Raw genomic sequence first — 20869 nt, forward strand, 5'->3', positions numbered from 1 at the left:
TACTCGCCCGCCCCGGGCAGCCGGCACCCGCCCCCGCTCTCACCGGTCTGCGGGCGGGCATATACCAGGTGCAGCGGGCGTTGACACATGTCAGGATTACTCGGTACGTGCACAGAACGGACAGGAGAGATCGCTTGCGAGACCAGGAGACCTACGTTTCCATCCCCGACGACGAGCTCGACGCCACGACCGGCGAGTACGAGCTCTCCGAACGGCAGGCGCTACGACGGGTCCCCGGTCTCTCCACCGAGCTGACCGACGTCACCGAGGTCGAATACCGGCAGCTCCGGCTGGAGCGGGTGGTTCTGGTCGGCGTCTGGACCGAGGGCACCCTCCTCGACGCGGAGAACTCCCTCACCGAGCTGGCCGCGCTGGCCGAGACCGCCGGCTCGCAGGTGCTCGAAGGGCTCATCCAGCGACGCAACCGCCCCGACCCGGCGACCTACATCGGTCGCGGCAAGGTCGACGACCTTGGCTCGGTGGTGCTCTCCGCCGGCGCCGACACGGTGATCTGCGACGGTGAGCTGTCCCCGTCCCAACTGCGCAACCTGGAGCAGCGCACCAAGGTCAAGGTCGTCGACCGCACCGCGCTGATCCTCGACATCTTCGCCCAGCACGCCAAGAGCAAGGAGGGCCGGGCACAGGTCGAGCTGGCCCAGCTGGAGTACCTCCTGCCCCGGCTGCGCGGCTGGGGCGAGACGTTGTCCCGGCAGACCGGTGGGTCCGGCCGGGGCGGCGGTGCGGGCGGCGGCGTCGGCGTCCGTGGGCCCGGTGAGACCAAGCTGGAGACCGACCGGCGGCGCATCCGCCACCGCATCGCCCGGCTCCGCCGGGAAATCAAGGCCATGCGGACGGTACGCGAAACCAAGCGCGCCCGTCGCACCCGCAACGCGGTGCCCGCGGTGGCGATCGCCGGCTACACCAACGCCGGAAAGTCCAGCCTGCTGAATCGCCTGACCGGGGCGGGCGTGCTGGTGGAGGACGCGCTGTTCGCCACCCTCGATCCGACCACCCGCCGGTCCACCACCTCCGACGGGCGGGTCTACACCCTCAGCGACACGGTGGGCTTCGTCCGACACCTGCCGCACCAGATCGTCGAGGCGTTTCGGTCGACGCTTGAGGAGGTCGCCGAGGCGGATCTCGTCGTGCACGTGGTCGACGGCGCCCACCCCGACCCGGAGGAGCAGGTCCGAGCCGTCCGTGAGGTGCTCGGCGAGGTCGGCGCCGATCGGCTGCCCGAGCTACTGGTGGTCAACAAGACCGACGCGGCCGACGAGGAGACCCTGCTCCGACTCAAGCGGCTCTGGCCCGAGGCGGTCTTCGTCTCCGCACACAGCGGCCGCGGCGTCGGCGACGTGCGCGAGGCGATCGAGCGGCGGCTGCCCCGACCGGCGGTCGAGCTGCGCGTGGTGCTGCCGTACGACCGGGGCGACCTGGTGGCCCGGCTGCACCGGCAGGGCGAGGTGCTCAGCACCGCTCACCTGCCGGAAGGGACGATGCTGCACGTACGGGTCAACGAGGCGCTCGCGGCCGAATTGGTGCCGTACGCCGACACGGCGCAGGCGGCCGGTATCACGCGGTAATCGCCGGTGGTGGCCGCACTGCCGCGTCACCCGACGGAAACCTGCGGCATGCGACACTTCTTTCATGCTCCGCACTGTTTCCTCCGTCACGGTTGCCCTCGGCCTGGTCGGGGCCACCGTGACGGTCACCGGTGCCGCGCTCGCCGCGCCGGGCTCGACACCCGCCAAGGCAGCCCCTCCGCTGGCGGTGGCCCCTCCGGCCGCCGTCGTGGGGCCGCCGGTCACGGCGGCGGGCAAGAAGCAGTGCTCGGTCACCGACTCGCGGCTGCGTGAGCTGTCCGGCCTGGTGGCGACGAAGAACGGCTACGTCGTCATCAACGACAGCACCGAGCAGAACGACCGCAAGCGGGTCTTCTACCTCAACAAGGACTGCCAGGTCGTTCGCGAGGTCCCCTACTCCGGCGCGGGGCCGTTCGACACCGAGGATCTCGCCGTCTCACCGGACGGCAAGACGCTGTGGATCGCCGACACCGGTGACAACGTGACAAGCCGTGAGCGCCGTGAGCGGGTGGCGGTCTGGAGCATGCCGATCGGCGGTGGCAGCCAACCGAAGCTGCACCGGCTGTCGTACCCGGACGGCAAGCCGCGCGATGCCGAGGCGCTGCTGATCGGCGACGACAAGCTACCGCTGATCATCACCAAGGTCACCGCTGGCAAGGCCGAGATCTTCACCCCGGACGCGCCGCTCAAGACCGGCAACACCGAGCCCGTACCGATGAAGAAGCTCGGCGACATCGAACTGCCGAAGACGGACACCGAAAACCCACTGAGCACCTTCGGCCGAGTCGCGATCACCGGTGCGGCCCGCTCCCTGGACGGGTCACGGGTGGTCCTGCGCACCTACGCCGACGCCTTCGAGTACGACGTCTCAAACGGCGACATCGTCGCCGCCCTCACCACGGCCACCCCCCGGGTCACCGCCCTCGCCGACCCGTTCGGCGAGGCGATCGCCTACTCGACCGACGGTGAGATCTTCCTGACCGTCTCCGACGCCGGCCACCTGGAGGACGACGACCCGGTAAACATCCTCAGCTACACCCCTTCCAAAGAGGGGCCGAAGGACTTGGCGCAGGATCCCGACGCGGAGCAGAAGTCCGGGCAGTCGTTCCTCGACGGGCTGACCCCGACCGACATCATGTACCTGATCGCGGCGGTCGGCGTGCTCGGAGCCCTGCTGGTCGGCGCGGGCATCTTCGGAATCCTGCGCGCCCGGAAGCGCCCGGCACCGGCGGGCAGGAACACCGACGGCGACGACGACACCGCGAAGCGCAAGGGAGACGGTTTCGGCTCCAGCCAGGACCGGGGCCGTGGCGGGGTGTACGGCGGGGCGGCGGCCGGTGGCGTCTACGGGGGCTCGCCGGCCGGGGAGCGGCCCGGCGGTGGCACACGCCCGGGCGGCGTCTACGGCGGCGGCGGAGGCCGACCGGCCACCGGCAACGGTGCTCGCCCGGGGCAGGGCGGCGGTGGCGTCTACGGCGGAGGCGGAGGCGGTGGGCGGCCCGGTGGTGAGGGCGCTCCGGTCTACGGCGGGAGGCCGGGAGGTGGCCGAGCGTCCGGTGGCGGCGGGCGCCCTGGCGGCGGTGTCTACGGCGGCGGCGGAGCGCGCGGCGGCGGACAGCCCGGCGGGGGAGGGCGTGCGGAGCCACCCCGGCGTGGTGGCCCGGCCGAACCGGACTATCGGGGACGACGCTCCGGGCGCTACCGAGAGGACGACAACGGGCCGTACGGTCAGGTGCGCGGCGGCAACTACGGCTACCGGGGCGACCGGTACTGACCGTCGGCCGGTACCGGTCGCCGTCGACCGCCGAGTCAGATGCGGCGTAGCACCGCGACCACCCGGCCCATGATGGTGGCGTCGTCACCGGGGATCGGGTCGAAGGCCGGATTCTGCGGCATCAGCCAGACATGGCCGTCACGTCGGCGGTAGGTCTTCACTGTCGCCTCGCCGTCCAGCATGGCGGCGACGATCTCGCCCGAGTCCGCGGTCGGCTGCTGGCGGACGACCACCCAGTCACCGTCGCAGATCGCCGCGTCGAGCATCGAGTCACCCTTGACCTGGAGCATGAAGACCTCACCCTCGCCGACCAGCTCACGCGGCAGCGGGAAGACGTCCTCCATCGACTGCTCGGCGAGGATGGGCCCGCCGGCGGCGATGCGGCCGAGCATCGGGACGTAGGCCGGGGTGGGCCGCTGGGAGCGGGTCAGCTCGTCGTCGACGTCGTTCGGGGAGCGGACGTCGACCGCCCGAGGGCGGTTCGGGTCGCGTCGGAGGAAGCCCTTCTTCTCCAGCTCCTTGAGCTGGTAGGCGACGCTGGACGGGGAAACCAGCCCGACCGCCTCACCGATCTCGCGCACGCTCGGCGGGTAGCCGTGGCGCTCGACCCAGGTGCGGATGAAGTCCAGGATGCGTCGCTGCCGGGCGGTGAGGTCGACCGTCGCCGGGTCGGGGAAGCTGCTGACCACCGGGGTCACCGGGCGCACGGCCGGCTGGCCGGAGCGGGCACGGGTGACACTCCGGCGTCGGGCGGCCGGGGGACCCGCCTCGATGCTCTGCTGCGGGCTCTGTGGCCGGTTGGCCCGGTCCTCGGTCACGTCCGTCCTCCCTGGTCGGCGCTGAGTGCCTCGGCGGCTCGTGGTGCGCACGGTGATCTGCTGACCGGTGGGTCGACCATGGTCACCCCCGGTTGTTCATGACCGTATAGGTGAGATCGGACTTTTTCAAACATCTGTACGACCTTCTGCCGCGTGTCGATGCGGAAAATCAGCACGGTTGCCGGCCCGTACTGGTAAATAGTACGGGTGTTCGAGTGGGTGTGAATTGTCGATGCTCACCCGGGCGGGCGGTAACCGGCGTGGCCCAGTTCGCGTTGGGCTCTCCGGTTGTCGGAGAACGGGTGGTGCGGGAGGGGCTCGGGTGACGCGCCGGACACGCCGGCCAACTTGACCCGGGATCGTCGGCGACATACGGTCGACCCCTAGATGTAGTAGTCACATGGGCGTAAGTTGCCTACAGGTTGGGTTCGACTACCGACCGCACTCCCGTACCGCCGAGCCGGCGACCATCCTGCGGGGATGGGCTCCGGCTACCGAGGCGTGCCCGGAGGGCGGGTGGGCGGCCCTGTGGTCGATCGAGGAGGTCGGGCGATGCGGTGTCCGTACTGCCGGCACGCCGACTCCCGGGTGGTCGACTCGCGCGAGGCTGACGACGGCCAGCTGATCCGGCGGCGGCGATCCTGCCCCGAGTGCGGCAAACGGTTCACCACCGTCGAGGAGGCGGTGCTGGCCGTGGTCAAGCGCAGCGGCGTGACCGAGCCGTTCAGCCGGACGAAGATCATCGGTGGGGTGCGCAAGGCGTGCCAGGGCCGGCCGGTCGACGAGGATTCGATCGCGCTGCTGGCGCAGCGGGTCGAGGAGACCGTCCGGGCCAAGGGAGCAGCCGAGATTCCCAGCCACGAGGTGGGACTGGCCATCCTGGGCCCGCTGCGGGACCTGGACGAGGTCGCCTATCTGCGGTTCGCCAGCGTCTACCGGTCGTTCGACTCGCTCGCCGATTTTGAACGGGAGATCGAGACGCTACGGGCCGCCGCGCGTGCCCGCGAGGCTGCCGGTGCCGAGCCGGCCAGCGCGCAGTGATTTTCCAGCAGTACCAGTGACAGTCGGATCGCGCGGCGAGCCCGCGTGGACGAGGGGGCGGATGAGATGCCGGGGGACGGTGTGACAACAAGCAGGTCACGAAGCAAGGCGGGCGCGGGGCTCAAGGTCGAGCGGGTCTGGACGACCCCGGGAGTGCACCCGTACGACGAGGTCACCTGGGAACGCCGCGACGTCGTGATGACGAACTGGCGGGACGGCTCGATCAACTTCGAGCAGCGGGGCGTGGAGTACCCGCAGAGTTGGAGCGTCAACGCGGCCAACATCGTGACCACCAAGTACTTCCGGGGCGCGGTGGGGACCCCGGAACGCGAGTGGTCGCTCAAGCAGTTGATCGACCGGGTGGTCACCACCTACCGCACCGCCGGTGAGGAGTACGGCTACTTCGCCTCCCCGGCCGACGCCGAGGTCTTCGCGCACGAGCTGACCTGGATGCTGCTGCACCAGGTGTTCAGCTTCAACTCCCCGGTCTGGTTCAACGTCGGCACCCCCTCGCCCCAGCAGGTATCAGCCTGCCTGCCGTACGACTCGCTGGTCAGCACCCCCGGCGGGCTGGTGCCGATCGGCAAGCTTGTCGAAGAGGGCGCCGTCGGCGCCAAGGTCTACGACGGCACCGGTCTCACCAGCATCGTGGCCGTCAAGGCGAACGGGGTGCGCGACGTCCTCCGACTGCACACCAAGGCGGGCTACACGCTCGATGTCACGCCGGACCACGTGGTGTGGAAGAGCACGGGCAGCGGCACCGGTGAATGGGTCGAGGCCGGCAGCCTCAACCCGGGCGACAAGCTCGAATGGCACCGCACCTACGCCTACGGCGAAAGTGAACTGGACCTGCGGGATATCCGCGAGGCGGCGTTGGCCGGCTGGTTGCAGTCGGACGGGTTCGTCGGCCAGTACGCCGAGGGCACCAACCGGTCGCTGACGATCGAGGCGATGACCGTCAACGACGACGAGTTGGAGTGGGTCACCACCATCCTCGACGAGGTGTTCCCTGGCGCGCACCGCAAGGAGCGCTCGGTGACAACCCAGGACCAGAACCTCGACTGCCGGCGTACCCGCCTCTACGGCGAGCACCTTCGCCCGTTCGTGGAGAGGTGGGACCTGCTGACCCGGGGTACCGACATGCGGGTGCCGCAGCGGTTGTTCACCGCGCCGCTGCCGGTGGTCGCCGCGTACCTGCGCAGCATCTTCCAGGCCGAGGGCTACGTCTCGGCGCGTGAGCGGTCCACGCTCGTCGCGGCGGACATGATCTCCGAAGAACTGATCCGGGGTGTGCAGAGCCTGCTGCTGCGCTTCGGGATCTTCTCCCGGGTGTCGTTCAAGGCTGATCCGCGTCCGGATCGCAAGGGCGCGTGGACGGTCCGCATCCAGAACGACGGTGACCGGGACCTCTTCGCCACCCACATCGGGTTCGTCGGCGCGGAGAAGATGGCCAAGCTCGAAGCGGGCTTCGCCAAGCCGGGCCGGCCCGCCGCGGATGTCAAGCGGCTGGAGATCGACCGTATCGAGCCGATCGGGTCGATGGAGGTCTACGACATCCAGACCGAGAGCGGCGAGTTCCTGGCCGGCAACCTCCGGGTGCACAACTGCTTCATCCTCGCTGTCGACGACTCGATGGATTCGATCCTCGACTGGTACAAGGAGGAGGGGCTGATCTTCAAGGGTGGTTCCGGTTCCGGGGTCAACCTGTCCCGCATCCGGTCGTCCCGGGAGCTGCTCTCCTCCGGCGGTACCGCCTCCGGCCCGGTCAGCTTCATGCGCGGCGCCGACGCCAGCGCCGGCACCATCAAGTCCGGCGGCGCCACCCGGCGCGCGGCCAAGATGGTCATCCTCGACGTCGACCACCCCGACATCGAGGAGTTCGTGGTCACCAAGGCGCGCGAGGAAGACAAGATCCGCGCGCTGCGTGACGCCGGGTTCGACATGGACCTGGGCGGTTCCGACATCGTCAGCGTGCAGTACCAGAACGCCAACAACTCGGTCCGGGTCTCCGACGAGTTCATGTCGGCGGTGGAGAACGGCGGCAGCTTCGACCTGCGCGGCCGGCTCGACGGTGCGGTGATCGACACCATCGACGCCAAGAACCTGTTCCGCACCATCTCCCAGGCCGCCTGGGAGTGCGCCGACCCGGGCCTCCAGTACGACGACACCATCAACGACTGGCACACCTGCCCGGAGACCGGCCGGATCACCGCGTCGAACCCGTGCTCGGAGTACCTGCACCTGGACAACTCCTCGTGCAACCTGGCCTCGCTGAACCTGATGAAGTTCCTCCGCGCCGACGGCGGCTTCGAGGTGGAGAAGTTCGTCAAGAGCGTCGAGCTGGTCATCACCGCGATGGACATCTCGATCTGCTTCGCCGACTTCCCGACCGAGAAGATCGGCGAGACCACCCGGGCGTACCGGCAGCTCGGCATCGGCTACGCCAACCTGGGCGCCCTGCTGATGGCCTCCGGCCTGCCGTACGACTCGGACCAGGGCCGTTCGCTCTCGGCCGCGATCACCTCGCTGATGACCGGCACGGCGTACCGCCGCTCGGCCGAACTGGCCGGCATCGTCGGCGCGTACGACGGCTACGCCCGCAACGCGGAGCCGCACAAGCGGGTGATGCGCAAGCACGCCGCGGCCAACGACGAGATCAAGCCCTCCGGCACGGTGGCCATCGCGCTGGTCCGCGAGGCCACCAAGCAGTGGACCCAGGGCAACAAGATCGGCGACAAGAACGGCTGGCGCAACTCGCAGGCCAGCGTGCTCGCCCCGACCGGCTGTCTGACCCCGGACACGCTTGTCACCACCGACCGTGGCCTGATGCGGCTGGGCGAGATCGGCGACATGTACGGCGACCGCTGGCAGGACCTCGACATGCAGGTCTCCACCGACGAGGGCGCTCGCCGGGCGACCAAGTTCTTCATAAACGGTGAGGAGCCGACCCGGCGCGTGGTCACCGACGGCGGCTACGCGATCCAGGGCACCCTCGCCCACCGGATCAAGGTCGTTGAACCGCAGAGCGGTGCGTGGGTGTGGAAGCGGATGGCGGAGGTCGCCCCGGGCGATCTCGTACCGATGCAGCTCGGCACTTTGGTCGGCGAACCGCGACAGGTGCCGCTGCCGGTGCTCGACCAGGCCTACTACGCCGATGACCGTCGGCTGTACGTCCCCGAGCACGTCGACGGGGATCTCGCAGAGCTGGTCGGCTACTTCATGGGCGACGGCAGCCTGCACGCCAAGGGCGTCCGGTTCAGCGTCGCCGACACCGACCTCGATGTGATCGAGCGTCTCCGGGTACTGAGCAAGGGCCTCTTCGGACTGGAGCCGGTCGTCACGGCGCAGGCCGGTTATCAGGAGGTGACCCTTCAGTCGGTGCGGCTGGCCCGCTGGTGGCAGGCGGCCGGGTTCGCCAAGACCCTGCCGCAGGTCGACCACACTGGCAAGGGCTGGTCGCCCCGGGTGCCGTCGGCGATCCTGGAGACCAACGACCCCGCCGTCTACGGAGCCTTCCTGCGCGGTCTGTTTGAGGCGGACGGGTCAGTTGCCGCCGGAGTGCCGTCGGTCTCGACGTCGACGGAATCGTTCGCCGCCGAGCTGCGTACGCTGCTGCTCGCGCTCGGCATGGCCACCACGACCCGCCGCACGACCAGCGGGCTGGGCTCGGACATGTGGCAGGTTCGGCTGCGCAACATGGAACACGCTCTGGCGTTCGAGGAGGTCGTCGGCTTCATCGGCGAGCGCAAGGCTCGGCTGCTGGTCACCGAGCCGACGCAGACTGGGAACCGGGACCGGATTCACCTGCCCGAGGCGCTGTGGGAGCTGCTCGTGCCGGCCGGGCACGAGTTGCGCGACACCGTCGGTCAGTCGCTGCGCCGGACTGGGGGAGTGCCGCGGGCAGTGGCGATGCGTATCTTCGCCGAGACCGGCGACGACCGGCTCGGGCATGCCCTCGGCTACCTGTTCGAGACGGTCGCGGCCAACGAGGACGGCGGCATCCAGCCGACCTACGACCTGTCGGTGCCGGAGAACGTCACCTACGTCGCCTCGGGCTTCGTCAGCCACAACACCATCGGCCTCATGATGGACTGCGACACCACGGGCGTGGAGCCGGACCTGGCGCTTGTCAAGTTCAAGAAGCTGGTCGGCGGCGGCTCGATGCAGATCGTCAACCAGACCGTGCCGCGCGCCCTGCGCTCCCTCGGCTACCCGGAGGAGCAGGTCGAGGCGATCGTCGAGCACATCGCCGACCAGGGTCACGTGGTGGACGCCCCCGGCCTCAAGCCGGAGCACTACCCGGTCTTCGACTGTGCCATGGGCGAGCGGTCCATCGCGCCGATGGGGCACGTGCGGATGATGGCGGCGGTCCAGCCGTTCATCTCCGGTGCCATCTCCAAGACGGTGAACATGCCGGAGCAGGCCACCGTCGAGGACGTCGAGAAGATCTACTTTGAGGGCTGGAAGCTCGGCCTCAAGGCGCTGGCCATCTACCGGGACAACTGCAAGGTCGGCCAGCCGCTGTCGGCGGCGAAGAAGAAGGCCGCCGAGCCGGAGGCGACCACCACCGCGGTCGAGCCGGTGGTGGAGAAGGTCGTCGAGTACCGCCCGGTGCGCAAGCGGCTGCCGAAGAAGCGTCCGTCGGAGACCATCTCCTTCTCCGTGGGCGGGGCCGAGGGCTACCTCACCGCCTCGTCGTACCCGGACGACGGTCTCGGCGAGGTCTTCCTCAAGATGTCGAAGCAGGGCTCCACGCTGGCCGGGGTGATGGACGCCTTCTCGGTGGCCATCTCCATCGGCTTGCAGTACGGCGTGCCGCTGGAGACGTACGTCAGCAAGTTCACGAACATGCGCTTCGAGCCGGCCGGCATGACCGACGACCCGGACGTGCGGATGGCCGCCTCGGTGATGGACTACATCTTCCGTCGCCTGGCGTTGGACTTCCTGCCCTACGAGCGCCGTGCCGAGCTGGGCATCTTCACCGCCAAGGAGCGGGCCGCCCAGCTCGTCGCCGAGGCCGAGGCCGAGGCGAACGGCACGGACCTGACCGCGATGGCCGCCTCCGCCCCGGTGGAGGCCAAGCCGGAGGAGCCGAAGGCCGGTCCGGTAGCCCAGCCGGCCCAGGAACTCGCCGACGTCGCCGCGGTCAAGCCGGCACCGCCTGTCGGTTCCAGCACCGAGCTGCTGGAGGCCGTGATCGGCAAGGCCGCCGATGCACCGCTCTGCTTCACCTGCGGTACGAAGATGCGCCCGGCCGGTAGCTGCTACGTCTGCGAGGGCTGCGGCTCCACCAGCGGCTGTAGCTGACCCAAGTAAGCGACGAGCCCCGGCCGGATCACACCGCCCGGGGCTCGTTCGTCTCTTGCGATCTTGGACCGAAACCGCCGTTCCAGGGGCACTTCCGTACCAAGATTGGCTGCACCGACGCTTCATGGCGTGGGTTCGGTGGCGAGGTGGCCGCGCAGCTCGATGGCGAGGGAGTCCATGGTGGCCTCGGGGACACGTTCGTCGGGTGGCGCCTTCAGGTAGGCGGAGGCACGCGGGCCACGGTGGTCGAGCGGGATGTCCGCCGGGCGGGGCACCACGTGGAAGTGGACGTGCGCGAAGCCAGTCTGTTCGGCGTACATCCCCGCACCGTACCGAGCGACAACCATGGGATCTTGGTGCGAAACCGCCCCTCCGAGGGCGGTTTCGCACCAAGATTTCGTGGCGAGCGGCGGCGATGGAGGTCACCGTTCACAGTGACCGTGTTGTTGGGATGATCGGGTTATGACGATCGCGGAGCGCTACGTCTGGTTCGCCGAGCGCGAGGCTCGCGGGGTCTCTCCCTCGTACGAGCGACTGGCCCGCTCGGTCTCCCGAGACCAGGAACTGCTCGGCCTGCTGGGCACCCTGCCGGAGGCCAAGCAGCAGCCGAACCTGTTGTTCAGCGTGGTACGCCTGCTCGGCGGGCCGGTCGACGCACCGGACGCGTTTCATGACTACCTGGTGGCCAACTGGTCGACGGTGGAGGCGGAGGTCCGTACCCGGGTCACGCAAACCAACGAAGCCGGTCGCTGCGCCGTACTGCTGCCGTTGCTCGCGGCGCTCCCGCAGCCGCTTGCCTTGCTTGAGGTCGGTGCCTCCGCCGGTCTCTGCCTCTACCCCGACCGGTACGCGTACCGCTACGCCGGCAGCTCGCCCGGTGGCCACCTGATCGGCACGGGGGAGCCGGTGCTCGACTGCGTGGCCACCAACCTGACGCCGCCGGACCATCGGCCGGAGGTGGTGTGGCGAGCCGGCCTGGACCTGAATCCGCTCGACTTGACCGATCCGGCCGACCTGACCTGGCTCGACGCCCTGATTTGGCCGGAGCACGAGCATCGCCGGGCCCGGCTGCGGTCGGCGGCGGCCATCGCCGCAGCCGATCCGCCGCTGCTGGTCCGCGGCGACCTGGTCGACGACCTGCCGGCGCTGGCCGCGCAGGCACCGGCCGACGCCACCCTGGTGGTCTTCCACACGAGCGTGCTCTATATGGTGCCGACGCCGCGCCGGTCGGCCTTCGCCGAGGAGGTACGCCGGCTGCCCGGCCACTGGATCGCCAACGAGGGGCCGAGCGTGCTGCGGTACGCCGCACTGCCGCAGCCGCCGAGCGACGCGCACCTCAACGTGCTCGCGCTCGACGGGCAGCCGCTTGCCTGGACCCGCGGGCACGGTCAGGAGATCACCTGGTTCGGCTAGCTTGCCACGGGCTCGGCCGAGCGGAGGTGGAGCAGGTCCCGCAGTGACCAGCCACCGGTCAGGCACCAGAGCGCGATGACCGGGTCGCAGATCGCGCAGCCGAACGACGAGTCGTGGGCGAAGGGGATGATCGGGTTGCCCTTGAGGTGGTGTACGACGTCCCAGCCGGTGTGCAGCAGCCAGCCGACGCCGATCCACCGCCACGAATCCAGCCCCCGGAAGGCCACGTAGACCAGCACGGCCACGAACGGGAACTCCCACGCCCCGAGCCCACCGCCGCTGAGGTAGGCCGCGCCCGCTCCCGCGATCATGATGGCGTTGAAGCGGCGGCGGTGCGGTTCCCGGATCAACGAGTTGAGGCAGACGTAGAGGACGCCGATGAGCAGCGGCACGACGATGTTCATGAGCGGTCAATCTAGGTACCGGCGGCGGCGTCGAGCAGGGGCCGGCGAGCCATCGACCGACGGGTTCTCGCCAGAATGGGCGGATGCACCGAGTGGTGGTCGTCGCGTACGACGGGGTGGTTCCGTTCGACCTGTCCGTGCCGGTCGAGGTGTTCGGCCGGGTCCGGCTGGCCGGCGGTGGTGCCGCGTACCAGGTCCGGGTGTGCGGGGCGACCGACGAGGTCCGGGCCGGTGCGCTCGGGCTGCGGGTGCCGTACGACCTGTCTCTGCTGGACGAGGCGGACACGGTGGTCGTACCGGGGATGGCCGAACTGGACACACCGTTGCCGGAGGCGGTCCGCGCGGCACTGGCCGCCAGCCCGGCCCGGCTGCTCTCGATCTGTACGGGTGCCTTCGTGCTGGCCGCCGCAGGTCGGCTCGACGGGCGGCGGGTCACCACCCACTGGGCTGCCGCAGCCGAGCTGGCTCGCCGGTATCCGAGCGTCATCGTCGACCCGGACGTGCTGTTCGTCGAGGATGCGCCGGTGTTGACCTCGGCCGGTGCCGCCGCCGGGCTCGATCTCTGCCTGCACGTGGTACGCCGCGACCATGGTGCCGCCGTCGCAGCCGAAACCGCCCGTGGCTGCGTGATGCCGTTGGAACGGGCCGGTGGGCAGGCACAGTTCATCGCGTACGAGCCACCCGCGCCGGCCGGGCACAGCCTGTCTTCGCTGCTGGAGTGGCTGACCGACAACCTGCACCGCCCGCTCACCCTGGCCGAGATGGCCGCATACGCGACGATGAGCCCGAGGTCGTTGAGCCGGCACTTCCGAGATCAGACGGGCACCACGCCGATGCGGTGGCTCAGCCGGCACCGGGTCCGACGGGCCCAGCATCTGCTGGAGCGCAGCGACCAGCCGGTCGAGCGGATCGGCGAGCTGGTCGGCTTCACGTCGCCGACGGCCTTCCGGGCGTGCTTCCGGCAGCTTGTCGGCGTCAGCCCACGCGACTACCGGGCGGCCTTCCCGCCCGCGGTGGTCTGACCCGGGCATCGTCAGCGGGGAGCACCTCGCCGAGACGGGTGGTGAGGAAGTCGCGTTCGGCGTCGTTGTCCACCAGCTCCAGGGCATCCCGGTAGGCTCCCGCCGCCTCGGCGTCGCGGCCGAGCCGGCGCAGCAGATCGGCCCGGATCGCCGGCAGGTAGTGGTAGCCGGCCAGCCGGTGGTCCTGGGCGAGGGTGTCGACCTCGGCGAGCGCCGTGGCCGGTCCGTCCACCATCGACACCGCCACCGCCCGGTTGAGTTTGACCACCGGGGAGGGCCAGCGGTCCAGCAGGGCGTCGTAGAGCCGGATGATCTGCGGCCAGTCGGTCGCCTGGTAGCTGGGCGCGAGGGCGTGCAGCGAGGCGATGGCGGCTTGCAGCGCGTACCGACCGGCGCGTCCGGTGCGGAACGCGTCGAGCACCAGGCGTTGTCCCTCGGCGATGGCGTCCCGGTCCCAGGCGGAACGGTCCTGGTCCTCCAGCCGCAGCAGCCGGCCCTCGGCGTCGATACGGGTGGCCCGGCGGGCGTCGGTGAGCAGCAGCAGTGCGAGCAGACCGGGTACCTCCGGCTCGTCGGGCAGCAGGGCCGCCAGCATCCGGGCCAGGTGCAGCGCGCGGTCGACCAGGTCGACACGGACCAGGTCGCCGCCGCTCGGCGCCGTGTGTCCGGTGGTGTAGAGCAGGTGTACGACGGTGAGCACCGCGTCGAGCCGTTCGGGCAGTTCGGCGGCTTCGGGGACCCGGTAGGGGATCCGGGCGGCGGCGATCTTCTTCTTGGCGCGGGTGATGCGTGCCGCCATGGTCGGCTCGGGGACCAGGAAGGCGTTGGCGATGTCGGCGGTGCTCACGCCGCAGACCAGGCGCAGGGTGAGCGCGACCTGCGCTTCCTGGGCGAGCGTCGGGTGGCAGCAGGTGAAGACCAGACGCAGCCGGTCGTCCGGCACGGCCACCTCGTCCGGGACGTCCGGCTCCGCCTGGTCCGGTTCCACCAGCAGGGGCAGTTTGGTGCGCAGCACCTGCCGGCGGCGCAGCACGTCGAGGGCCTTGCGCCGGGCCGTGGCGGTGAGCCAGGCGCCGGGCCGCTCCGGTACGCCGTCGCGGGCCCAGGCGCCGAGCGCGGCCAGGTACGCCTCCTGGACGCTCTCCTCGGCGAGGTCGAAGTCACCGGCGACGCGAGCCGTGGCGGCGAGCACGAACGTCCACTCGCGGCGGTGCGCGTCCGCGACGGCCCGTTCGACCTCGGCGGTCGTGGCCGGCACGACGGTGCGCTCGCCGCCGCTCACTCGGCGGGCGGCTCGAACAGCGGCCGGACCTCCACCCCGCCGTCGATGGTGGCCGGGTTCAGCTTGGCGATCCGCACAGCGGTGTCCAGGTCGGGCGCCTCCAGCACGAAGAACCCGGCGACGACCTCCTTGGCCTCGATGAACGGGCCGTCGGTGACGAGGTCATCGCGTACCGCGGTGGCGGTGGTGCTCGGTTGCAGGGCGAAGCCCGTCACGATCTGCCCGCCGAGTTCCGCCACCTGCGCGGGGTACCGGTCCAGCAGGGCGATGTAGTCGGGGGTGAGGTCCATCGGGTCGGCCGGTGCCGGCGAGTAGATCAGGACTGCGTACTGAGCCATGGTGTCTCCTTGATCGACTTCATCCTCTGTCCCATCGATGGACGGGGCCAGTGCGGATTGACGCCGCCCGGGAAAACCTAGACTGCTCGGGATGAGCGGAGAGCGACGGCCCCTGGCGGCACGGCCCCTGACCGAGCCGCACCCGTCGCGGCTGCCGCCCGATCATCCCGGCCGACAGCACATCCTCGCAGCGCACGCCGCCGCCCTGGCCGCCGGTGACGCCGGCTACCTTGACCCGGACACCGGCCTGTTCGTCCTCACGGCCGGATTCCTGGCCCGCCGCGGCACCTGCTGCGGCCGGGGCTGTCGACACTGCCCGTACGAGAGCTGAGATCGCTTCGGGTCAGGCGGCGGCGACGAAGACCCGAGAGGCGATCTCCCGGGGCAACCGGACGCTCTCGCCGGAGCGGTCGATCGACACGGAATCGCGCTCCTGCGCCACCGTCACCGTGGCACCCGGGTCGACCCCGGCCGCGTGCAGTTGACGGAGCACCTCGGCGTCGGTCTGTACGCTCTCGCAGATCCGACGTACGACGACGGTGCCGGTCAGGCCGGGGAAGGCCAGGTTGCGCTCGCCGTCGATCGGCTCGGGCTCGGCCTGGCCGGGCGAGCCCAACTCGTCCAGCCCCGGGATCGGGTTGCCGTACGGCGACCGGGTCGGCCGGTTGAGCAGGTCGTAGACCCGCTTCTCGACCGCGTCGCTCATCACGTGCTCCCAGCGGCAGGCCTCTTCGTGGGCCTCCTCGTAGGGCATCCCGATCACGTTAACCAGCAGCAGCTCGGCGAGCCGGTGCTTGCGCATCACCGAGACGGCGGCGCTGCGCCCCTGCTCGGTGAGGCTGAGGTGCCGGTCACCTTCGACGGTGAGCAGGCCGTCGCGTTCCATCCGGGCGACGGTCTGACTGACCGTGGGGCCGCTCTGGCGCAGGCGTTCGGCGATCCGGGCGCGCAACGGAGGCACGCCCTCCTCCTCGAGCTCGAGGATCGTACGCAAGTACATTTCGGTCGTATCGACCAGGTCGTGAGACTTCATGGTTTCAGCGGCCCTCCAGCCTTGATGGTACCCTCCCCCGCCCCGGACGTCTGTCGCCGAACCGTAGGGAATGTCACTCATGGTGTTGACTGTGGGCCATGTCCGCTACTGAGGATCTTCTGGTCGAGGCCGAGCGGCTCGCCGCCGAACTCGAAGGAACCGACCCACCCACCCTGCTCGATGTCCGCTGGCGCCTGGTCGGGGCACCCGGACGGGACGACTACCTGGCGGGACACCTGCCGGGTGCCGTCTTCGTCGACCTGGACACCGCGCTGTGCGGCGCTCCCGGCCCGGCCGGACGGCACCCGCTGCCCGAACCGGCGGCGCTGGAGGCGGCGTTGCGGGCGGCCGGCGTGCGGGCCGGTCATCCCGTGGTGGTGTACGACGGCGGCGACGGCATGTCGGCGGCTCGGGCCTGGTGGACGCTGCGCTGGGCGGGGCATCGGTCGGTCCGGCTGCTGCCCGGCGGCTACCCGGCCTGGACGGCGGCCGGCCTGCCGGTCAGCACCGAGCAACCCGCTCCGAGGTCGGGCGACGTGACCGTCCGCCCGGGAGCCCTGCCGGTGCTGGACGCGGCGGCTGCCGCCCGTCTGGCGGCCGGCGACGGTGTCCTGATCGACGTGCGGGCCGCGCCCCGCTACCGGGGCGAGCACGAGCCCGTCGATCCGGTCGCCGGCCACATCCCCGGCGCGGTGAATCTGCCCGCGTCCGAGTACGTCGCCGAGGGACGCTTCCCGGCTGCGGAGGCGCTGCGGGACCGTTTCGCCACTGCCGGTGTGGCCGCCGAGGCACCGGTCGGGGCGTACTGCGGATCCGGGGTGACCGCTGCGCAGGCCGTGCTCGCGCTGCATCTGGCCGGCCGCACGGACGCCGCGCTCTACGTCGGCTCGTGGAGCGACTGGGTGGTCGACCCGGCCCGACCGGTGGCCACCGACCCCCAGCCGGAACGGCCCACCGCCTGACCGGAGGCATCGGCGGTATGGCCGGCGCCGACCCGGTGCGGGGACTGACCGGTGTGACGGCTGACCAGCGCGCGGCCCGGCGGCCGAGCCGCCGACCCGCCCCCGTGCGACCATGGGCAGATGTCCGACGACACGCTGGTGGTGTGGGACGAGTCGCTGCTCGCCTACGACCTCGGTGACCACCCGCTCGATCCGGTGCGGGTGGAGTTGACCATCGCCCTCGCTCGGGAGCTGGGCATCCTGGAGCGGGCCGGGGTGCGGCTGGTGCCGCCGTCGCCCGCCGACGACCACCTGCTCACCCGGGTGCACGACCCGCGCTACCTCGACGCGGTGCGGATCGCGCCACGCGACCCGCTCTTCGCCGGGTTCGGTCTGGGCACTTCGGACAATCCCGTCTTCGACGGGATGCACGAGTCCAGCGCGCTGGTCGCCGGAGCGAGCGTGATCGCAGCCGAGGCGGTGTGGCGGGGCACGGCCCGTCGGGCGGTAAACGTCGCCGGCGGTCTGCACCACGCGATGCCGGCCCGCGCCGCCGGCTTCTGTGTCTACAACGACCCGGCGGTGGCCATCGCCCGGCTGCTCGACCTGGGCGCTGAGCGCATCGCGTACGTCGACGTCGACGTGCACCACGGCGACGGGGTGCAGCAGATCTTCTGGGACGACCCACGGGTGCTGACGGTAAGCCTGCACGAGACACCGCTCGCCCTGTTCCCCGGCACCGGCTTCCCGGACGAGACAGGCGGCCCGAACGCCGCCGGCACCGCGGTCAACATCCCGTTGCCGCCCGGGGTCGAGGACGCCGGTTGGCAGCGCGCCTTCCACGCGGTCGTGCCGTCGGTGCTGCGGGCGTTCCGTCCACAACTTCTGTTCACCCAGTGCGGGGCGGACGCCCACCGCGTCGACCCCCTGGCCGACCTGCACCTGTCCGTCGACGGGCAGCGCGCCACCTACCTGGCGTTGCGGGCGCTCGCCGACGAGTTGTGCGACGGGCGCTGGGTGGCCACCGGCGGTGGCGGGTACGCCCTGGTCGAGGTGGTGCCCCGGGCCTGGACGCACCTGCTGGCGGTGGCCACCGGCGTGCCGTTGGATCCGGCGACGCTGACCCCGCCGGCCTGGCGGTCACTGGCCATGGCCCGTCGGCCCGGCTTCGACGTACCGCTGCGGATGACCGACGACGTCGACCCGGGCTACGAGCCGTGGCAGCCGACCGGGGAGCCGAGCCCGGTGGACCGGGCGATCGCGGCAACCCGGAAAGCGGTCTTCCCGCTGCTCGGCCTCGACCCGCACGATCCGCGTGACTGACTGAGCCGGCCGGGAGGGCCGTCCGAGGTGACCACAGCCGAACACGCCGTGGACGTGCTGCTCAGCGACGGCAGCACGGTCCAGTTGCGACCGATCCAGCCGTCCGACGCGCCCGAGATCGTGGCGATGCACTCGCGGTTCTCCGAACGCACCCGCTACCTGCGCTACTTCTCGCCGTACCCACGGATCCCGGAGCGGGACCTGCGCCGCTTCGTCAACGTCGACCACCGTGACCGGGAGGCGTTCGTGGTCCTGGCCGGCGACCGGATCGTCGCTGTGGGCCGCTACGAACGGCTCGGCCCGGCCTCGCCCGACGCCGAGGTGGCCTTCGTGGTCGAGGACGCCTACCAGGGGCGGGGCATCGGATCGGTGCTGATGGAGCATCTCGCCGACGCCGCCCGCCGGGCCGGGATCGTCAACTTCGTGGCCGAGGTGCTCCCGGCCAACGGGCAGATGCTGCGGGTCTTCGCCGACTTCGGGTACCAGATCCAGCGCCAGTTCGCCGACGGTGTGGTGCACCTGAGTTTTCCGATCGCGCCCACCGAGACGACCCTGGAGGTGCAGCGCGGACGGGAGCACCGTACCGAGGCGCGGTCCATCGCCCGGCTGCTCGCCCCGCGTGGCGTCGCCGTCTACGGCGCCAGCGCCACCGGCCAGGGGGTCGGTGCGGCGGTGCTCGGGCACCTGCGCGACGGCGGGTTCACCGGGTCGGTGGTGCCGGTGCACCCGAGCGCCGCGCGGGTGGCCGGGCTGCCCGCGTACCCGTCGGCTGCCGAGGCCGGACTGCCGGTCGACCTGGCGGTGGTGGCGGTGCCCCCGGAGGCCGCCGCGTCGGTGGTCACCGACGCCGCGGCGGCCGGGGCGCACGGACTGGTCGTGATCTCCGCCGGCTTCGCCGAGGCCGGTGTCGAGGGCGCCGCCGCGCAGCGTGCGCTGGTCCGCGCGGCCCACGCCGCCGGCATGCGGGTGATCGGCCCGAACTGCCTGGGGGTGGCCAACACCGACCCGGGCGTACGCCTCAACGCCACCCTCGCCCCGCGCCTGCCGGTGCCGGGCCGGGTCGGCATCTTCAGCCAGTCCGGTGCGTTCGGCGTGGCGCTGCTGGCCGAGGCGGACCGGCGGGGGCTCGGCCTGTCCAGCTTCGTCTCGGCCGGCAACCGGGCCGATGTCTCCGGCAACGACCTCTTGCAGTACTGGCAGGACGACCCCGGCACCGACGTGATCATGCTGTACCTGGAGACCTTCGGTAACCCGCGCAAGTTCGCCCGGCTGGCCCGGCGGATCGGCCGGGACAAACCGGTGGTGGCGTTGGCCTCACCGGCCCGCCCGTCGGGTGTCGGTGACGTCGCCGGCCCGGACGCCACGGCGGTCAGTGCGCTGTTCGCCCAGTCCGGGGTGATCCGGGTGGACACCGTCGGTGAGCTGCTCGACGTCGGGGTGCTACTGGCCAACCAGCCGCTGCCGGCCGGTGACCGGGTCGGCGTGGTCGGCAACTCCTCGGCGCTGACCGGGCTCGCGGCCACCGCCTGCGCAGCCCAGGGGCTCACCGTCGCCGACGGCTACCCGCGGGACGTCGGTCCGAGGGCCAGCGCGGCCGAGTTCGCCGAGGCGCTGGCCGCAGCGGCCACCGACGATGCGGTCGACGCGCTGGTGGCGTTCTTCGCCCCGCCGCTGCCCGGCCAGTTCACCGGCACCGAGGCCGATTTCACCGCCGCGGTGCCTGCCGCTCTCTCCGGTGGCAAGCCGGTGGTGGCCACCTTCCTGGTCGGCCGTGCCCCGGCCGGGATGCCCTCCTACCCGAGCGTGGAGGAGGCGGTCCGGGCGCTGGCCCGGGTCACCGCGTACGCGCAATGGCTGCGTCGGCCGACCGGGACCCTGCCGGAGCTGTCCGGCGTCGATCCGGCGGCGGCGCAGGCGGCGCTGCGGGCGGACGACACCGATGCGGAGGCGCTGCTGGCCGCGTACGGCATCGACGTGGTCGAGTCGGTGCCGGTCTCGTCGGTCGACAAGGCCGTCGAGGTGGCCACCCGGCTCGGGTTTCCGGTGGCGCTCAAGGCCGCGGCCCCGGGGTTGCGGCACCGCCTCGACCTCGGTGCGGTCCGGCTCGACCTGCCGGACGCCGCCGCCGTGCGCCGCGCCGGTGCGGAACTGGTGGCGGCCTTCGGCCCGGACGTCCTGGTGCAGCCGATGGTGCCGCCCGGCGTGGCCTGTGTCGTGGAGTTGGTCGAGGATCCGGCGTTCGGGCCGGTGGTCGGATTCGGGCTGGGTGGGGTCGCCACCGAGCTGCTCGGCGATCGGGCGTGGCGGGCGGTGCCGCTGACCGACCGGGACGCGGCCGAGTTGGTCGACGCACCCCGGGCGGCACCCTTGCTTCGTGGCCATCGGGGGGCCGCGCCGGTCGATCGCGCCGCCCTGGCCGACCTGCTGTTGCGGGTCGGTCGCCTCGCCGACGACCAGCCCCGGGTCCGGGCGCTGACGTTGAACCCGGTGCTGGCCCGACCCGATGGCCTGTCGGTGCTGCACGCGAACGTCCGGATCGGCTCCGCCGCTGTGCCGCGCCCCGACACCGGTCCCCGTCGATTGTGAGTGG

16 protein-coding genes are annotated in these 20869 nt (G+C 71.2%); 10 read left to right on the forward strand and 6 right to left on the reverse strand.

The window, feature by feature from the left end; all coding sequences use genetic code 11:
* The first annotated feature begins 134 nt into the window (after positions 1-134).
* Both hflX and O7601_RS13955 read left to right on the forward strand, forming a co-directional pair.
* A complete protein-coding gene (gene hflX, locus O7601_RS13950) occupies positions 135-1583 on the forward strand; it encodes a GTPase HflX (RefSeq protein ID WP_281566567.1) in 1449 nt (482 codons plus the stop codon).
* A 64-nt stretch (positions 1584-1647) separates the two neighbouring features.
* Positions 1648-3357, forward strand: a complete 1710-nt coding sequence (locus tag O7601_RS13955) for a hypothetical protein (RefSeq protein WP_281566568.1) — start codon at positions 1648-1650, stop codon at positions 3355-3357.
* Between the two features lie 35 nt (positions 3358-3392).
* Here O7601_RS13955 and lexA read toward each other — a convergent pair whose 3' ends face one another.
* On the reverse strand, positions 3393-4175 hold the full coding sequence (gene lexA, locus O7601_RS13960; protein WP_210937317.1) for a transcriptional repressor LexA: 783 nt from the start codon (positions 4173-4175) through the stop codon (positions 3393-3395).
* 552 nt (positions 4176-4727) lie between these two features.
* Between lexA and nrdR the strand changes: the two genes are divergently transcribed.
* Both nrdR and O7601_RS13970 read left to right on the forward strand, forming a co-directional pair.
* Positions 4728-5216 (forward strand): transcriptional regulator NrdR, encoded by a 489-nt coding sequence (gene nrdR / locus O7601_RS13965; protein ID WP_210937318.1) that lies wholly within the window; start codon positions 4728-4730, stop codon positions 5214-5216.
* Between the two features lie 66 nt (positions 5217-5282).
* Positions 5283-10523, forward strand: a complete 5241-nt coding sequence (locus O7601_RS13970; RefSeq protein WP_281566569.1) for an adenosylcobalamin-dependent ribonucleoside-diphosphate reductase — start codon at positions 5283-5285, stop codon at positions 10521-10523.
* 122 nt (positions 10524-10645) lie between these two features.
* On the opposite strand, the gene O7601_RS13975 is transcribed toward O7601_RS13970, so the two are convergent.
* Positions 10646-10843 (reverse strand): hypothetical protein, encoded by a 198-nt coding sequence (locus O7601_RS13975; RefSeq protein WP_281566570.1) that lies wholly within the window; start codon positions 10841-10843, stop codon positions 10646-10648.
* A gap of 142 nt (positions 10844-10985) precedes the next feature.
* Here O7601_RS13975 and O7601_RS13980 point away from each other — a divergent pair, with 142 nt between their 5' ends.
* On the forward strand, positions 10986-11936 hold the full coding sequence (locus O7601_RS13980; RefSeq protein ID WP_281566571.1) for a DUF2332 domain-containing protein: 951 nt from the start codon (positions 10986-10988) through the stop codon (positions 11934-11936).
* Here the strand turns inward: O7601_RS13980 and O7601_RS13985 are convergent.
* Positions 11933-12340: a DUF6010 family protein gene (locus tag O7601_RS13985; protein WP_281566572.1), complete on the reverse strand. Its 408-nt coding sequence runs from the start codon at positions 12338-12340 to the stop codon at positions 11933-11935. The two genes, O7601_RS13980 and O7601_RS13985, sit on opposite strands and share 4 nt — an antisense overlap.
* Before the next feature lie 83 nt (positions 12341-12423).
* On the opposite strand from O7601_RS13985, the gene O7601_RS13990 reads away from it, so the two are divergent.
* On the forward strand, positions 12424-13362 hold the full coding sequence (locus tag O7601_RS13990) for a helix-turn-helix domain-containing protein (protein ID WP_281566573.1): 939 nt from the start codon (positions 12424-12426) through the stop codon (positions 13360-13362).
* Here the strand turns inward: O7601_RS13990 and O7601_RS13995 are convergent.
* Positions 13316-14554, reverse strand: coding sequence for a DUF6596 domain-containing protein (locus tag O7601_RS13995; RefSeq protein ID WP_281566916.1), 1239 nt, complete (start codon positions 14552-14554; stop codon positions 13316-13318). The two genes, O7601_RS13990 and O7601_RS13995, sit on opposite strands and share 47 nt — an antisense overlap.
* Positions 14555-14640: 86 nt before the next feature.
* Positions 14641-14982, reverse strand: a complete 342-nt coding sequence (locus O7601_RS14000; protein ID WP_281566574.1) for a YciI family protein — start codon at positions 14980-14982, stop codon at positions 14641-14643.
* Positions 14983-15073: 91 nt separating this feature from the next.
* Between O7601_RS14000 and O7601_RS14005 the strand changes: the two genes are divergently transcribed.
* A complete protein-coding gene (locus O7601_RS14005; RefSeq protein ID WP_281566575.1) occupies positions 15074-15313 on the forward strand; it encodes a DUF5522 domain-containing protein in 240 nt (79 codons plus the stop codon).
* 12 nt (positions 15314-15325) lie between these two features.
* Here O7601_RS14005 and O7601_RS14010 read toward each other — a convergent pair whose 3' ends face one another.
* Positions 15326-16015: a metal-dependent transcriptional regulator gene (locus O7601_RS14010; protein WP_093410274.1), complete on the reverse strand. Its 690-nt coding sequence runs from the start codon at positions 16013-16015 to the stop codon at positions 15326-15328.
* A 98-nt stretch (positions 16016-16113) separates the two neighbouring features.
* On the opposite strand from O7601_RS14010, the gene O7601_RS14015 reads away from it, so the two are divergent.
* The 3 genes from O7601_RS14015 to O7601_RS14025 all read left to right on the forward strand — a co-directional run bounded on the left by O7601_RS14015 (position 16114) and on the right by O7601_RS14025 (position 20865).
* Positions 16114-16977 (forward strand): sulfurtransferase, encoded by an 864-nt coding sequence (locus tag O7601_RS14015; RefSeq protein ID WP_281566576.1) that lies wholly within the window; start codon positions 16114-16116, stop codon positions 16975-16977.
* Positions 16978-17097: 120 nt separating this feature from the next.
* Positions 17098-18279, forward strand: a complete 1182-nt coding sequence (locus tag O7601_RS14020) for an acetoin utilization protein AcuC (protein WP_281566577.1) — start codon at positions 17098-17100, stop codon at positions 18277-18279.
* Positions 18280-18306: 27 nt separating this feature from the next.
* Positions 18307-20865: a bifunctional GNAT family N-acetyltransferase/acetate--CoA ligase family protein gene (locus O7601_RS14025; protein WP_281566578.1), complete on the forward strand. Its 2559-nt coding sequence runs from the start codon at positions 18307-18309 to the stop codon at positions 20863-20865.
* Positions 20866-20869 lie beyond the last annotated feature (4 nt).

Source organism: Verrucosispora sp. WMMD573, assembly GCF_027497175.1.
Taxonomy (GTDB): Bacteria; Actinomycetota; Actinomycetes; order Mycobacteriales; family Micromonosporaceae; genus Micromonospora.